The organism is Hirschia maritima DSM 19733 (genome assembly GCF_000378345.1).
Taxonomy (GTDB): domain Bacteria; phylum Pseudomonadota; class Alphaproteobacteria; order Caulobacterales; family Hyphomonadaceae; genus Hirschia; species Hirschia maritima.
In genome coordinates, this window is the sequence record NZ_KB899544.1 from 533724 (window position 1) to 547213 (window position 13490).

11 protein-coding genes and 1 tRNA gene are annotated in these 13490 nt (G+C 44.0%); 4 read left to right on the forward strand and 8 right to left on the reverse strand.

Translation table 11 applies throughout. From position 1 onward, the window contains the following. Positions 1-236: 236 nt before the first annotated feature. Positions 237-596, forward strand: a complete 360-nt coding sequence (panD, locus tag F551_RS0102445) for an aspartate 1-decarboxylase (RefSeq protein WP_026296611.1) — start codon at positions 237-239, stop codon at positions 594-596. Positions 597-951: 355 nt separating this feature from the next. Further along, positions 952-1971, forward strand: a complete 1020-nt coding sequence (locus F551_RS0102450; RefSeq protein WP_018995892.1) for a hypothetical protein — start codon at positions 952-954, stop codon at positions 1969-1971. A gap of 52 nt (positions 1972-2023) precedes the next feature. Here F551_RS0102450 and F551_RS0102455 read toward each other — a convergent pair whose 3' ends face one another. Next, positions 2024-2800, reverse strand: coding sequence for an SIMPL domain-containing protein (locus tag F551_RS0102455; protein WP_018995893.1), 777 nt, complete (start codon positions 2798-2800; stop codon positions 2024-2026). Between the two features lie 201 nt (positions 2801-3001). On the opposite strand from F551_RS0102455, the gene F551_RS0102465 reads away from it, so the two are divergent. Continuing rightward, positions 3002-3078 (forward strand) — tRNA-Ile (locus tag F551_RS0102465). Between the two features lie 160 nt (positions 3079-3238). Here the strand turns inward: F551_RS0102465 and F551_RS0102470 are convergent. The 3 genes from F551_RS0102470 to F551_RS0102480 form a co-directional block, all read right to left on the reverse strand. After that, positions 3239-3622: a YMGG-like glycine zipper-containing protein gene (locus F551_RS0102470; protein WP_018995894.1), complete on the reverse strand. Its 384-nt coding sequence runs from the start codon at positions 3620-3622 to the stop codon at positions 3239-3241. A gap of 42 nt (positions 3623-3664) precedes the next feature. Beyond that, positions 3665-5557: an autotransporter domain-containing protein gene (locus F551_RS0102475; protein WP_018995895.1), complete on the reverse strand. Its 1893-nt coding sequence runs from the start codon at positions 5555-5557 to the stop codon at positions 3665-3667. A gap of 103 nt (positions 5558-5660) precedes the next feature. Further along, the gene (locus F551_RS0102480) at positions 5661-6710 is read right to left on the reverse strand and encodes a GlxA family transcriptional regulator (protein WP_233355189.1); all 1050 of its coding nucleotides are present in this window, start codon (positions 6708-6710) and stop codon (positions 5661-5663) included. Positions 6711-7006: 296 nt separating this feature from the next. On the opposite strand from F551_RS0102480, the gene F551_RS16105 reads away from it, so the two are divergent. After that, positions 7007-7822, forward strand: a complete 816-nt coding sequence (locus tag F551_RS16105; protein WP_018995897.1) for a HupE/UreJ family protein — start codon at positions 7007-7009, stop codon at positions 7820-7822. 44 nt (positions 7823-7866) lie between these two features. Here F551_RS16105 and F551_RS0102490 read toward each other — a convergent pair whose 3' ends face one another. From F551_RS0102490 to F551_RS0102505, 4 genes are all read right to left on the reverse strand, one after another. Further along, on the reverse strand, positions 7867-10044 hold the full coding sequence (locus tag F551_RS0102490; RefSeq protein ID WP_018995898.1) for a M3 family metallopeptidase: 2178 nt from the start codon (positions 10042-10044) through the stop codon (positions 7867-7869). A 244-nt stretch (positions 10045-10288) separates the two neighbouring features. After that, on the reverse strand, positions 10289-11161 hold the full coding sequence (locus F551_RS0102495; RefSeq protein WP_018995899.1) for an alpha/beta fold hydrolase: 873 nt from the start codon (positions 11159-11161) through the stop codon (positions 10289-10291). 25 nt (positions 11162-11186) lie between these two features. Further along, positions 11187-12542, reverse strand: a complete 1356-nt coding sequence (locus F551_RS0102500; RefSeq protein ID WP_018995900.1) for a spinster family MFS transporter — start codon at positions 12540-12542, stop codon at positions 11187-11189. Beyond that, positions 12542-13477: an alpha/beta fold hydrolase gene (locus tag F551_RS0102505; RefSeq protein ID WP_018995901.1), complete on the reverse strand. Its 936-nt coding sequence runs from the start codon at positions 13475-13477 to the stop codon at positions 12542-12544. Before F551_RS0102505 ends, F551_RS0102500 begins: the two co-directional genes overlap by 1 nt. Between the last annotated feature and the right edge of the window lie 13 nt (positions 13478-13490).

The window sequence follows — 13490 nt, forward strand, 5'->3', positions numbered from 1 at the left end:
CTCTAATTATCTGAATTTGAATGTTGTCACTATGCATTCAGCTTTGTTGTGGTATAGAAAACCAAAAATTGCTGCATGTGCGAGATAAGCGGCTAGGGAAAATGACCTTCAGGCTTTGAATATCGTGGTGTGCGTAACCATATGAGTTATGATATGCCATTGCTTAAATTGGGTGTAGAGCCTCATTTTAGCTAGTATTCAGACTGATATAAGTCGATGAGAGAGGTTTAATTGGAATGTTTCTGACAATGTTGAGAGCGAAACTACACCGCGCAACAGTGACTCAGTGCGACCTTCATTATGAAGGTTCCATATCGATAGACAAAGATTTGCTAGAGGCTTCGGGTATTCTTGTGAATGAACGTGTAGACATTTGGAATATTACAAATGGTGCTCGTCTTTCAACCTATGCTATCGAAGCTCCACGCGGCTCTAAGACCTTTGGTGTGAACGGCGCAGCCGCTCGCCATTTCCAACTGGGTGATCGTATCATCATCGCGACTTTTGCTCAGATCGAAGAAGAGAAAGCGCGTCAGCACGCACCAACAGTGGTGATGCTTGATGAGAATAACGATATTGTCCCGCACGTCGCTTAGACGTGAAGAACACCAAGCAAAAATCTCGGCTTCCTTTTTATAGGCGAGGTCGACCTTTGATCCAGATACTGGCTGCCATTATTGTTGTGGCAGCCTTTATTATTTGGGATCAATTTTTCAAGACATTATAATATTCACTAAATAATAGTAGGAAAAAAATACCTACTGTATGGTTAATATTTGATTGAGTTTTGTTATTGTTATTTTGAGAAACCAACTTTTTAGTATTGTTTGGTTAATGCTCAAGTAAGAGTTGTTAACAATGTAGTTGTGTTTAAGTATTTGTATTTATGATACACATTTTTCTACTAAAAATATAAAATTATCTGGTGATGTTAAGTAGAAAAGGGGGCTTATGGTGAATCCATATAGTCGTTTCTTAGTGGTGTCGAACGCAGCTTCAGCTGCAATTGTTCTGACGCTTGTGGGTTTTATATCAGGTCCTGCATTTAATGCGTATAGTACGGCTGGTTTTGAAGCGGAGTATGCCCCGTTTGTTGCGGCCGGTGCTGCACTTGTAACTTCTATAGTTGTTTGGCTCGCTTTGACGGATGCAATCTTACCATTCTTTTTTCGGTATACGCCTATTCGTAAACTGATTTTAGGTAAGCATTACATGGAAGGAACTTGGATCCAGGCTGAAAAGCATGAGGGATCTCCTCGTATGGCTGTTATTGAAATCCAACCTGCAGGTAAGAGTTTTCATTTCACAGGGTATGCGGTTGATGAAAATTTGGAAGTGCAATCTAATGCTGTGATGGAGTTTTCCAAATTCGATTGGCCGTTCATGACCTACAAATTCCGCAACTCGCTTGCAGATACTGCAGATGATGGACGAGAGGGCGTAGGAGAAATTCACTTTGAAGCCAATAGGCATGCGCCGCGTTCATACAATGGGTTTGTTCAGACTGTGAATAGTTTAGGGCGCACTAAAATTGAAGGTGTGAGGCTCAATAAGGGACGTGAAATTCGTGACTTGCGTTCTTTAGAATACAGAGCGGATGTAATCGATAAATATTGGGGATTGTTCTTTGAGCGTGGAAATCGCAAATCTCGCATGAGAAGCAAAGCTGTTGGAACGTTTGATAACACACCATTTGTTGATACAGCTCCTCCAGCTAAAACAATCGTAACGAATGAGTATGTTCAACAGAGTTCATACCAAAAAAGTGCGGAAACACCGGTAGCTGAAGATGTGAGAGAAGAGAGACGCGTATCTCAAAACTCTTCTAACGAGCATGGCCCTGTCGTTCCTCGTCGGCGTGTTTCTGATTGGAATAAATCAGAAGAAAAACTGGAATTTACAGATCTAGATGACTTTCTAGACGAACCATTGCTAGATGAGCCAGAAGCAAAATCGGCAAATGCGAAGTAATTACCGATAAAAAGAAAAGGCCTCTATTTACAGAGGCCTTTTTTATTTTGTTTTACTTTTTCACCAATTCAAATTGAACATTCATTGTTGAAGAGTATGACACTTCTCCAGCTGCAATTGGCGTGCTTGCCGAGTCCGCCATTTCCATGCGTGCCATCATAACTGGCTGAGGGCCAGGAGAGTAATTGCCTGACTCGTTCATAGAAATAATCCTGGCTACTTTGTATCCAGCTGCATCTGCATAGAGCTCTGCTTTGCTCAACGCATCTTTTACAGCTGCTTTTCTAGCGGATTTTAGCGCTTCTGAGCTGTCGTCAAGTCCGAATGAAATTGAATTGATTGTATTCCCACCGGCATTCACAACGGCATCCAGAATTGATCCCAATGAATTGATTTCTCTGACAGTAATGCCAACTGTGTTAGACGCTTGATAGCCGATGAGTTTGGGTGGGCCATTTTTGCGGGAGCTGTAATCGTAACGAGGACTGAGTGAAATATTGCCTGTCTGCATGTCTTTGTTTTCAATCCCTGCTTTCTTCAAGGCATTGAAAACACCATTCATAAGATTTGCTTGTTTTTTCATGGTGTCAGCCGCGGTTTCAGCTTCGACATTTACCCCCAAAGAGATTGTTGCAATGTCGGGTGCCACTTCAATTTTTCCATGACCGGTGAGGTTTAAGGTGGTCTCTTGTTGGATTGTAGGCATTGTTTGCTGGGAGGCTCCCGATTGCGCTTGTGCATGCAAAGGAAGAGATGTGCATGCCGTTGATAAAATGGCAGCAGATAAGACTGTTGCGAATTTAGATTTAGGTTTCAATTTCCGAGTCATGAATGCTTCCCATTCCCATGTATGTCGAATTTTTAGATGTGATTGTATGAGTCTTTGCGGCAAGCTTAAGGCGGAAGATGTGATTGATAAACGTGCTCAGAGAAATGATTGCTTTGTTTAAATTCAAAGAAATGTGGATTTCACAAATTTTGGGGCTTCACGAATGGTTCAAAATGAGTAATGTGCGCGTTCCGTCTTTGGGGGCCTGTAGCTCAGTTGGTTAGAGCAAACCGCTCATAACGGTTGGGTCGGGGGTTCGATTCCCTCCGGGCCTACCAAAGGCGACTTTCCAAATTATGTTAAGCGGGCATTATTCCATACTATTGATGTTCAAATTGTGTTGATGATGAAATGCTGAAAAGTCATTTGCTAAATTGAAAGCGTAACGTTCTGGTCACGCTTCCAATTCATTGATAGGGGGGGCAATTGACGCGACCGCTATCCGACGACCTGATGTCCGCGGCCAGCCATGCATTCGACAACAATTTGTTTTCGTTCTCCTCTTGCTTCAACGGATCCTTCGATTGCTCCACCTATGGCTCCTGCGACAGCACCACCAATGGCACCTTCTGTGTCGGATACATCACCATCCGCTAATCCAACCACAGCTCCCAAGGCGGCACCTATCATCATGCTTTGTTGAGTATCATCGTTTAGATAACTTCGCTCCTCTGCGAGAGTTTGACATTGTGATAAATCTGTTGCGTAGGAAGCTGTTTTGGCACCATCAACTATCGGTTCATAATTTGCGCCGCTATTCGTTGCGCATGCTGAAATCATTACTAAAGTGAATGTGGATGGGATTAAAAAAGTATATCTCATGAGAGTGTTTCCGTTTGTTTTATTTCAATTTTTAGGTGATGTTTAGAAGGCGTATCGGAGGCTGATGCTGCCAGTATCGTCGTCTTCAAGATCGCTCGCTTCGTTCACAGTGTATCGCGCATCTACGACTAATCGTTTTGCGATCTCTGCTTCTAAACCGATATTGAAATTGAAATGGTCTTCGCGGGCCGCTTGAAGCGAACGTGATACTCTGTTGGCAGTGTTGTCGATGAGTTGTGATTGAACGTTATAAGTATCGTCGCCCAGCTGACGTGTGTAGTTGATTTGTCCAAAAGGACGAATTGTGAAGTTTCCCTCGAAAAGATTTGCCTTCGGACCTTTTGCACCGAATTCAAGTGCGACGGAGTGGGTATCTAAATCTTGTTTTTCAAATCGGAGATTTAATCCGTTGGCACCTGTTTCTGAATACCCATCGACAGAGATATCAGCCATCGAAGCAACTAAGCCAGTATTTAGTTCTATCACGTCGAAATCGAAGTTTTTGCGAGCAGCAATTTCTAAATGCCAGAACTGAGCTTCTGTTTCTCCGTTCGAGGATAAAAAGGGGACTCCGGTCGACCGAGAAATACCGTCAATTTCATGACCACCTTTTGTAGCTTTGACGCTCAAGTCAGTATTAAAAGCCTCAGTAGCTGCATATAATGAGAAACCGCCTCCTTTAATTTCATAGCGTCCGCCATCCGCGAATTTGTTTGTTACATCTCCAACACTTAAAGCGGCACCGACAATCAGATTGTCGAATACACGTCCTTCCATACCGAGAATTGCGCCATCATGAGTCAGACTGGTGCGTGGGCTTTCTCCTTGTCCTTCTAATTTGGCTGCACCATAAATGGGGCGCGTGTAGGCAGAAAACTGCTTATTGAAGGATAGGAATTGACCAGGCTTTATATCGCGTTGGAATGTTTCTATTTGATATTGGAGAATCTTAGGCATGCGTCCTGTCTGCAGAGAAGCTTCTCCATTTGCACCGGACAATGTCGCCTGCCACCATTTTGCTTCGATGGCGTGCCCGGCTTCTGTAAAATGAAGGTCGTCAAGAAACAGATATTTGTTTTGTCCGGCTTTATCGGGGGCGCAGAGAACACCATTTTCGTCGTAACAAGCTGTATTGGTGTTTGAGAAACCCAGCTTGTCTGCATTTGTGACGATGTAGTTGATCATGTCTGTGTATTTTTGAGTGACAATGTTCACATCATCGGGAATATCCAATTGAGATATTGCAGTTGCAATCATCGCATTTGTATCTGCCATTAGAGCGGACATGACAGCGCGTGTTTCTGCATCATCCGCAAATTCTGGAGCGTACTGAATTGGTTGCACCTCAGATAAGATGATGGTTTTTGCGCCTGCTTCGATTAATACGTCAATATTCGAAACCGTTGCGCTGAGAAGATCAGCTTGGATCTCATGCGCTGGGTCATCGATTTCAAGACGGTCTAGAAAGTCATTTGCTCCGGCCAGAGCAAAGAAAATGTCTCTGTTGCCGATGGCTAAATCACCATTGTCTACTAGAGATTTAAAGAATTGAGTTTGAACTTGTACCCCTGTGTCAATGCCATATTCTTGTAGGTCTCCAGCTTCTGTCATATGTGCACCGGAAATGGCAAAATTGATATTTTCACTGTCTCGATCGGGGTCGGAAATGATATCAACATCTCGTCCCAGCATTTCTGCCCAAATCAGCCCATTGGATTCACGTTGATATCCATTGTTTGAAGAATAGGGACTGTGATCTTCACCGCGTTCCCCCACAATGGCGCTCCAGTTACCTTGTCCTGTAGCGCTATCTCCAAAAAAATAATAATTGCCTTCTGATGATTGGGCATTTGCGTTGAAAGTTGCACCAGAAATTAGGGTAGAAGCGAGGGTTAACACGCGCACACTTGCACGTGTTTTGAGAAAGAAAGGCATAATACTCTCCTGTTCAGCCTTTTAGGCTGTGGCCAAATTTTGAATTGTTTTGAGAATTTTCAGCTTGCGAACATAGCTGGCAGAATTAGGGTTTTAAGGTCATTCAATCATTGCTTCCCTCCGGTGTAGGAAACATTTTGGATGTTACTGGACGGAAACGCTCTCGATAATCTGATGCCGAAACGCCGACATGGCGTTGGAATGCTCGGCGCATTCGCTCTGCATTTTGAAAACCGGTTTGAAGTGAAATTTGCTCAATACCTGTATCAGATTGTTCTAGTTCGACGCGTGCGGCTTGTACGCGGGCAGCTTCAACATAGTGTGCAGGCGTAACTCCGGTTTCGTCTTTGAATTTGCGCGCGAAGGTTCTTTCAGACATGCAGGCGCGAGCAGCAAGTGTAGTTACTGTCAATGGTTCTGTTAAGTGTCCCAACACGTATTCTAATGTGTCATTGATTGTTGGGTCAGTTGCTTTTTGAGCAACCAAATGTGCACTAAATTGAGATTGGCCACCCGGTCGCATCATGTACATGACATTGTAACGTGCAACTTGAAGGGCAACGTCATGGCCCCAATCCATTTCAACGAGAGAGAGTGCTAAATCCATCCCAGTAGTAACACCAGCTGATGTCCAAATGTTTCCATCCTGAACATAGATAGCATCTGCTTCGACTATGACTTCAGGATACTTTTGGGACAGGATAGGGCACCACCACCAATGCGTGGTTGCGCGCTTTCCATTTAGCAGGCCTATTTCCGCTAGAATCATTGCGCCCGTACAAATGGATACTACACGTTCGGCCTTGCGAGCTGCGGCGGACACAAAGTTGAGTAAGTCTTGATCGTCCAAGGCATCTACTGTTCCGTGACCTCCGGCAATCATTAATGTGTCTATCGGGTTTGAATCATTTAAGGCGTCTGAAAAGGAAGAGTCTGATTGAATTGTTAGACCACTTGTTGTTTGGATTGGCCCAGATTGTTGCGCGATTACTTCTACCTTATAGGGCGTGTGCCCATCAGGTAAAAATAGTTTAGCGCCTGTCAGGACTTCTAGAGGGCCGACAACGTCCAGGATATGTGCATCAGGATATATGACCATGACGACGCGGCGAGGCTCATCCCTCAAATTACGTATGTTGTTGTTTTTTATCATAGTCCGACAATAGCCTATTTTTGTGTTTGACGGTTAGGACAACATCCCCACCTTTTCTGCCAAATCCTTATTTAGCACTTATTGAAGCTTAGATTTAGGAATAGGAAAGGAGATTGAAGGGACTTATGTGGAAAGCCAGTGGTTCGTTCTGCTGATTGTGAAACATCTTAAATCGTCATCAAATAACTAAACAACGTCATATCAATTTCAGTGCTGGTTCTTTGTTATGAGGCGACTTGTTCCAACGTTAAAAACTCAATACTAATCTTTGCAGGAATTTAAGTGAGCAATGATTTATGAGCATCCCAAAAAATGTGGAATTCAAACAAAGTACATTAGCTAGAAATCTAATTCTAACTTTGTTGTTTATGCTGGCCTGTTTTTATACGGGAGAAGCTTTTGCTCACCCTGAAGACGATTTTTGTGGTCCAGATTCAGGAATTGACCCAGTTCTGTGCGAACAATTAGCACAACTCAATAGCAGTGAAGGGGCGTTTGAAGCACCACTGTTAGATAGTGAAGGAAATGTCCTTAAACCTATCGAGGCAGCCCTCTATTTTCTGGATATTGGAGTTAAACACATCCTGCCGGGTGGTCTAGATCATATTCTATTTGTTTTTGCGTTGTTTTTGGCGGCAACAAATTTGAGAAATCTGATTTTCCTGATATCGATTTTTACAGTCGCGCATACAATAACATTAGGGCTAACAGCGGCGGGCGTAATTCAACCTCCGGCGCACATCGTGGAACCTTTGATTGCACTTTCAATTGCATTTGTGGCGATCGAGAACTTGTTTTTGAAGGATAAATCCAGATGGCGACCGTTGATAATTCTCGGTTTTGGTCTATTCCATGGAATGGGGTTTGCTGGGTTTATCAGTGAGATAGGTTTACCGCAGGAGCAGTTCTGGCCATCTCTGATAGGCTTTAATGTCGGTGTGGAAATAGGCCAGTTAACAGTGGTTGCGTTGGCTTTTTTGGTTAGCATTCCAGTCCGGTGGGCATTAGACAAAACAAACTTCACCTATCAGCAAGTTGTTGTCGTGCCGCTGTCGCTCGTCATTGCAGGGGTTGGAATGTGGTGGTTTGTAACACGCAGCTTAGGAATTTAAGCTGCGTGCCACATTTTGAAATTACAGGCGTTTAGCTACTGTATTTAGTCTAAACCACGAATGCGTAGAAGAGGTTCGATTTCAGGGTCTTTTCCGCGGAAGTTTCTGTAAAGCTCATCAGCTTCGCGCAAACCACCGGATTCAAACACCCATTTTTTTAGACGTGCGGCAAGTTCTGGGTTGAAGATGTCTTCTGTTTCCTCGAAAGCGGTAAATCCGTCTGCATCGAGAATTTCAGACCATAGATAGGCGTAATATCCAGCTGAATAACCACCTGCAATGTGTCCGAAGTATTGAGTACGGTAGCGTGGCTCAATTTCCGGCATCAAGCCATATCCCTCAAGTACTTCTTTTTCAAATGCACGAGCATCTGAGATTTTTGCTGCTTCTTCAGAACTAAGCCCATGCCAAGCTAAATCTAGCAATGAAGCTGCAATGAATTCAGTTGTTTTGAAGCCTTGATTGAATGTTGAGGCTTGCTTCATTTTCTCGACCAATTCAGTCGGGATAACTTCGCCCGTTTCATGGTGTTTGGCATAGTCTGCCAATACGGCTTCTTGGCTAGCCCAATGCTCCATGATTTGCGCAGGGAATTCAGTGTAATCGCGAGGGCCATCAACACCTGAGAACTCCTGATAGCGCATTTGAGTCAAAAGTCCGTGAAGCCCGTGTCCAAACTCGTGGAAGAGGGTTTCAACTTCGTCAAATCGCATCAGTGTTGGTTCCCCCTCTGGAGGAGGTGTGAGGTTCATATTATTGGTAATGAGTGGACGAATGTGATTGCCGCCAATGTTTGAAGTTCCACGGAAAGAGCTCATCCATGCTCCACCGCGTTTTGAATCGCGTGCGTACATGTCCATTTGGAACAGGCCAAGATGATTGCCATTAGCGTCTTTGACATCATAAGATTTTACAACTGGGTTCCAGCCCGGTGCTTCCACTTCTTCAAGTGTGATGTTGAATAATTTACCAGCAACATCAAATGCACCTCTTTTCACAGCCTCTAGCTCAAAATAGGGTGCTAAAGCCGCATCATCGAATGCATATTTGTCTTGACGGACGCGCTCTGAGTAGTGCCACCAGTCGTGGCCTTCGGCTGTATATTCTCCACCTTCGGCGTTGATGAGTGCTTGGATATCAGCAAGTTCTTCCTTAGCTCTTTCAAGGCCTGGACGCCATACACGAAGCAAGAACTCTTCAGCGCCTTCAGGTGTCTTCGCCATACGTGTTTCAAGTTGATAGTGAGCGTGAGATTTATAGCCCATTAGCTCAGCACGTTGCGCACGCAGCTGGGCTATTTTTATGAAGACTTCACCGTTATCGATGTCACCGGAAGATGCGCGCAAGCGATATCCATCGAAGAGTTTTTGACGCAATTCGCGGTTTGTCGATTGTGTCATGAAGGTTTCATAAGGAGAGCGGTTAAGACCAACAACCCATTTATCTTCACCCTCAACCTTGATTGCTGCTTTAAAACTGTCACTCAAACCAGCTAGGTCAGCTGGGTCCGTGATTTCCATTTTAAAGCCAACCGTTGCTTTTAGGAGGTTTTGACTGAACTTAGTTGTTAGGCCTGACAATTCTTCATTTATTGCAGCAACTTTGTCTTTCGTCTCTGTATCTAAGTTAGCTCCGGCACGAACGAAGCTACGATATTGTAGTTCCATAAGACGGGCATCTTGTTCGTCTAAGTCAGGGCGATCTTTGGTTTCGTATACTTCCTTAACGCGTGCGAAAAGAGCTTCATTGAATTGAATAGCATTTGTTTCGCGTGTGAGCATTGGCCAAACTTTTGTTTGCAAATCTCGCAATGTATCGTTTGTGTCTGTGCCCGTAATGTTGGAAAATGTGTAGGCGACTTTATTTAAGTCTTTTCCTGTTTGTTCCAGCGCAACAATTGTATTTTCAAATGTAGGTGGCTCAGGATTATCAACGATCTGAGCCACTTCAGCGCGTAGTTTCAATATGCCGTTTTTGATTGCTGGCATGTAGTGAGCGTCTTCGATTTCCGCAAATGGAGGTGTGCCATAAGGTGTATCCCAGTTTTCCAAAAATGGGTTACCTGCGAGTTCAGCATCTGTGACCGCGATCTCTGTTGAAGCGCTTTCCGTTTGTGTAGCTTCAGTTTGCGCGTTTTCTTTCGATGATGTTTGTTCCCCACCACATGACGTGAGTGCCGTCATTAATGCGATTATAGACACTGCTGCAGAAATCTTCTTCATTTCGTGCTTCCCCTGGCTCTGTCGAAGCTTTGTTCGAACAAGTTGAATTGTTTTCGTGAGTGCGCGTGATTTTGACCGCAAAATAGGGTCAGAATACGGCTGGAGTTTCCCGAGCTAAACGCTTGCACTAATCATACAATATGTAAACAGGTTGCGAGGAGGTAATCACCAATAATCTATCGATTGTTAGACGTTTGTTCTGAGGTTTGTTGGTAGGGCAGATTAAAAGTGTCTGTTTTGTATTTTAAGGCAGTTCACTTAGGAAATCTAAGATTGGTTGCAAACAATCTTGTTCTGTGAGGACTGGAGCATGACCTGTGTTGGAAACGGTGATCAGTTTTGCGTTGTTGTGTTGAGCAATCATTTGATTTGCTGTTTCTTCACTCAACAAGTCGGACAAATCCCCTCGGATAATTCTAAGAGGGTGGTTGCACAAAGCGCGAAATAGAACCCAAGCGTTCTGTTTATCAGATGTGTCTGACGTGATGGATTTCAAACTATCGGCTATGGCTGGGTCGTAATCGGGTATAACACCTTGGTCAGTGGCTCTAAAAGTGCGCTGAGCGAAGGCTGTCCAATCGCCATCAGAGAAATTAGGGTGCGCTACGAAGTGGACCTTTTTTAACGCTTGTCCGGCTTGCTCAAAGTTCTCGAAAGTATTTATGTCTCCGATGTATTCCCCGATACGTGCAACGCCATCGGGATTAAGTTCTGGTCCAACATCATTGATAATTACCCCCGTGATTTTCTCCGGGATCAATGTCATCAATTGCATGGTTATCAGGCCGCCCATCGACGTACCGATTATAGCAAATTGATCAAGTTTGAGATGGGCGATCAGTGAAAGCACATCTTTCACATATTCGCTCAATTGATAGTTGGATGGATTAGGGTCCCGTTGGGAATTCCCTCGTCCTCTTGTATCCCATGCGATGATACGTTTGTTGTTTCCAATCGCATCAGCTAGCGGTTCAAAGTCTTTGTGATTTCTGGTCAATCCGTGCAGGCATAAAACTGTTTGATCGTAATTCTTCGTTCCCCATTCTTTGGCATACAAATTTAAGCCGTCATTAGATTGGAAATGAATATTTTTTGAATATGTGTGTGTTGAAGTCACTATAAACTCATTGTTTTGAAAATTGTTATGCTAGCTCGGTGTCTTCCCAGTCCCGTTCAAGGAAACGAGAGGCTGCCAATAGAAGCAGAGCTGCAATTACATAGAAAACGGTTCCGCAAAGCATGGAATACCTAAGACTTTCAGCGCCTTGCAGAGAGCTAAACGCATCAGACATTGCACCAATAGCAAGATCACCAATTCCAATTCCTATAAGATTATTGATGAGTAAGAAAATAGCGGATGCAGTGGCTCTCATATTGGGTGGGACAATGTGTTGAAACGCTGAGAGAACAGGTCCTAGCCACGCCAAAGATAACGCGGTTGGTACCAGCATTACAAAAAACAGCACTGTCAGATTGGTTGAAGAAACCCCAATCAAGAAAAACGGAGTTGCGATTGCAAAAGCTATTGCCGGAATGAGTGCGTATGCTGATTTTTTGGCTTGTCCTAAGCGGTCACCTAGATATCCCCCTAAGAATATTCCAATTATTCCTCCGACAAAGACAATGGTTCCATAAAAGTAGGCTGCGTAAAGAAGTGTGCCTGCATTGGAGGGAATCAGCCATCCCTCTGCCCAACCAAAAGCTAACGGTAAATCATCTGCAAAACTTCTAGACAGGAAGGTGGGTACCCATGCAAACAGTCCATATCCCATCATGGAAGAACATGCCGCACCAATAGATAGCAACCAAAAGCTAGGTTTGCGTGTCAGTGTACTCATCACTTCTTTGATGCTGGGTGCCTCAGTTTTGGAACCTGGGGGATCAAACATGCCTCGCTTTGGTTCACGCACTGTGAGGCGGAAAAGAGGAACGAGAAGAACACCAGCAATTCCCATGATTACAAAAGCTGAGCGCCAATCCAAGATAGTTGTAATAATTCCAGCAAAGATAATACCTAAAGCGCTTCCAACAGGTATTCCGAAGGAATAAATAGCGAGGGCTCGTGCACGTTTTTCAGACGGGAAATAATCGGAAATGATTGAGTAAGCCGGTGCAACTCCGCCAGCTTCACCAATTCCTACACCCATTCTAGCGAGGAATAGCTGAAAAGCATTCATTGTCAGACCACACACTGCAGTCATGGCGCTCCAAAGAGTTAGAGCGATTGTCATGATCCAAACACGGTTCGTACGATCAGCCAACCAAGCAATGGGAATTCCAAGTACCGAATAAAAAATAGCAAAAGCCAAGCCACGCATCAGGCCCATTTGGGTGTCTGAGACTGCGAATTCTTCTTGGATAGGAATTGCTAATATCCCTAAGATTTGACGGTCAATAAAGTTGAATGTGTAGACAAGGATCAGAATTGAAAGCACATAAGCGCGATAGGCTTTTGATCCATTTGCCAAGGTTAAGTTGTTTGGTGTTGTGTCGGTCACTATTGGACCTCCTTTAGAAAGGCCACAAATTTATCTAGACTTTCTCGTGGAGCGTCTTCCGGCAGAGCGTGTCCAGCTCCTGGGATGATTGCAATTTGAGAATTAGACAAAGTGTCGTTTGCTCGATGAGCGTGTTCGACTGGGATAAGTGTATCTAGCTCTCCCCATAATATCAGAGTTGAAGTTGATATTTGCCTAAGAATTTCAGTTGGGTCTGGCATTGTAAACTCAGATATGTGGTCGAGAAAAGCTTGTCCATTCCCTGGCAATTGCATCATATATTGGATTTGTTCCAGACGTTCATTCGAAAGATCATCGAAATTTGCGTATATACTTTTCATCATATAATTCACAGCGGGCATGGGTGCTGTTTTGATAGAAAATTCAGCTGCGGCGGGTAGTTTTCCTGGTTCATTCTCAACTCCGGAAAAGTCAAAAATACCGGCATTGATAAGTGTGAGTGACAATACTCTTTCAGGATTTGAAGCAGCAGCGCGCCAAGCGATCGTTCCACCCAACGAGTTACCTGCTAGATGTGCAGATTGAACATCTAGTTCATCCATTACTTTTATGTGGAAATCACTTCGTTCTTGTGGTGAATAACGTTTTGTTTCATCTGGGCCAGAATATCCATGACCCAGTAAATCATAACGAATGACGCGGTAATCTTCTTTGAGGTTGTCTGCCCAAAAATCCCATAGTTCCAGACTGTGCATAAAACCATGGATTAGGATGACGACAGGGGCGTTCTCTGGTCCTTGCTGACGAATACGAACTTTCGCTCCATCAATTATCGTGATGCTATCCTCCGCCATTAGGTGAGGAGTTAGGGAGGGGGTATCTGTGGTCGTTGTTGTGTTGGTTTTAGGCCAAACAAACCAGATACCGATGGCGATTGGAAGCACGAGAAGTACAATTCCTAGAGTTCTTATCATGTCGTCATCCTAA

What these genes read in the sequence shown, in the direction of transcription:
- panD (WP_026296611.1), top strand. Translation starts at nt 237, where the DNA reads ATGTTTCTGACAATGTTGAGAGCGAAACTACACCGCGCAACAGTGACT.
- F551_RS0102450 (WP_018995892.1), top strand. Translation starts at nt 952, where the DNA reads ATGGTGAATCCATATAGTCGTTTCTTAGTGGTGTCGAACGCAGCTTCA.
- F551_RS0102455 (WP_018995893.1), bottom strand. Translation starts at nt 2,800, where the DNA reads ATGACTCGGAAATTGAAACCTAAATCTAAATTCGCAACAGTCTTATCT.
- F551_RS0102470 (WP_018995894.1), bottom strand. Translation starts at nt 3,622, where the DNA reads ATGAGATATACTTTTTTAATCCCATCCACATTCACTTTAGTAATGATT.
- F551_RS0102475 (WP_018995895.1), bottom strand. Translation starts at nt 5,557, where the DNA reads ATGCCTTTCTTTCTCAAAACACGTGCAAGTGTGCGCGTGTTAACCCTC.
- F551_RS0102480 (WP_233355189.1), bottom strand. Translation starts at nt 6,710, where the DNA reads ATGATAAAAAACAACAACATACGTAATTTGAGGGATGAGCCTCGCCGC.
- F551_RS16105 (WP_018995897.1), top strand. Translation starts at nt 7,007, where the DNA reads ATGAGCATCCCAAAAAATGTGGAATTCAAACAAAGTACATTAGCTAGA.
- F551_RS0102490 (WP_018995898.1), bottom strand. Translation starts at nt 10,044, where the DNA reads ATGAAGAAGATTTCTGCAGCAGTGTCTATAATCGCATTAATGACGGCA.
- F551_RS0102505 (WP_018995901.1), bottom strand. Translation starts at nt 13,477, where the DNA reads ATGATAAGAACTCTAGGAATTGTACTTCTCGTGCTTCCAATCGCCATC.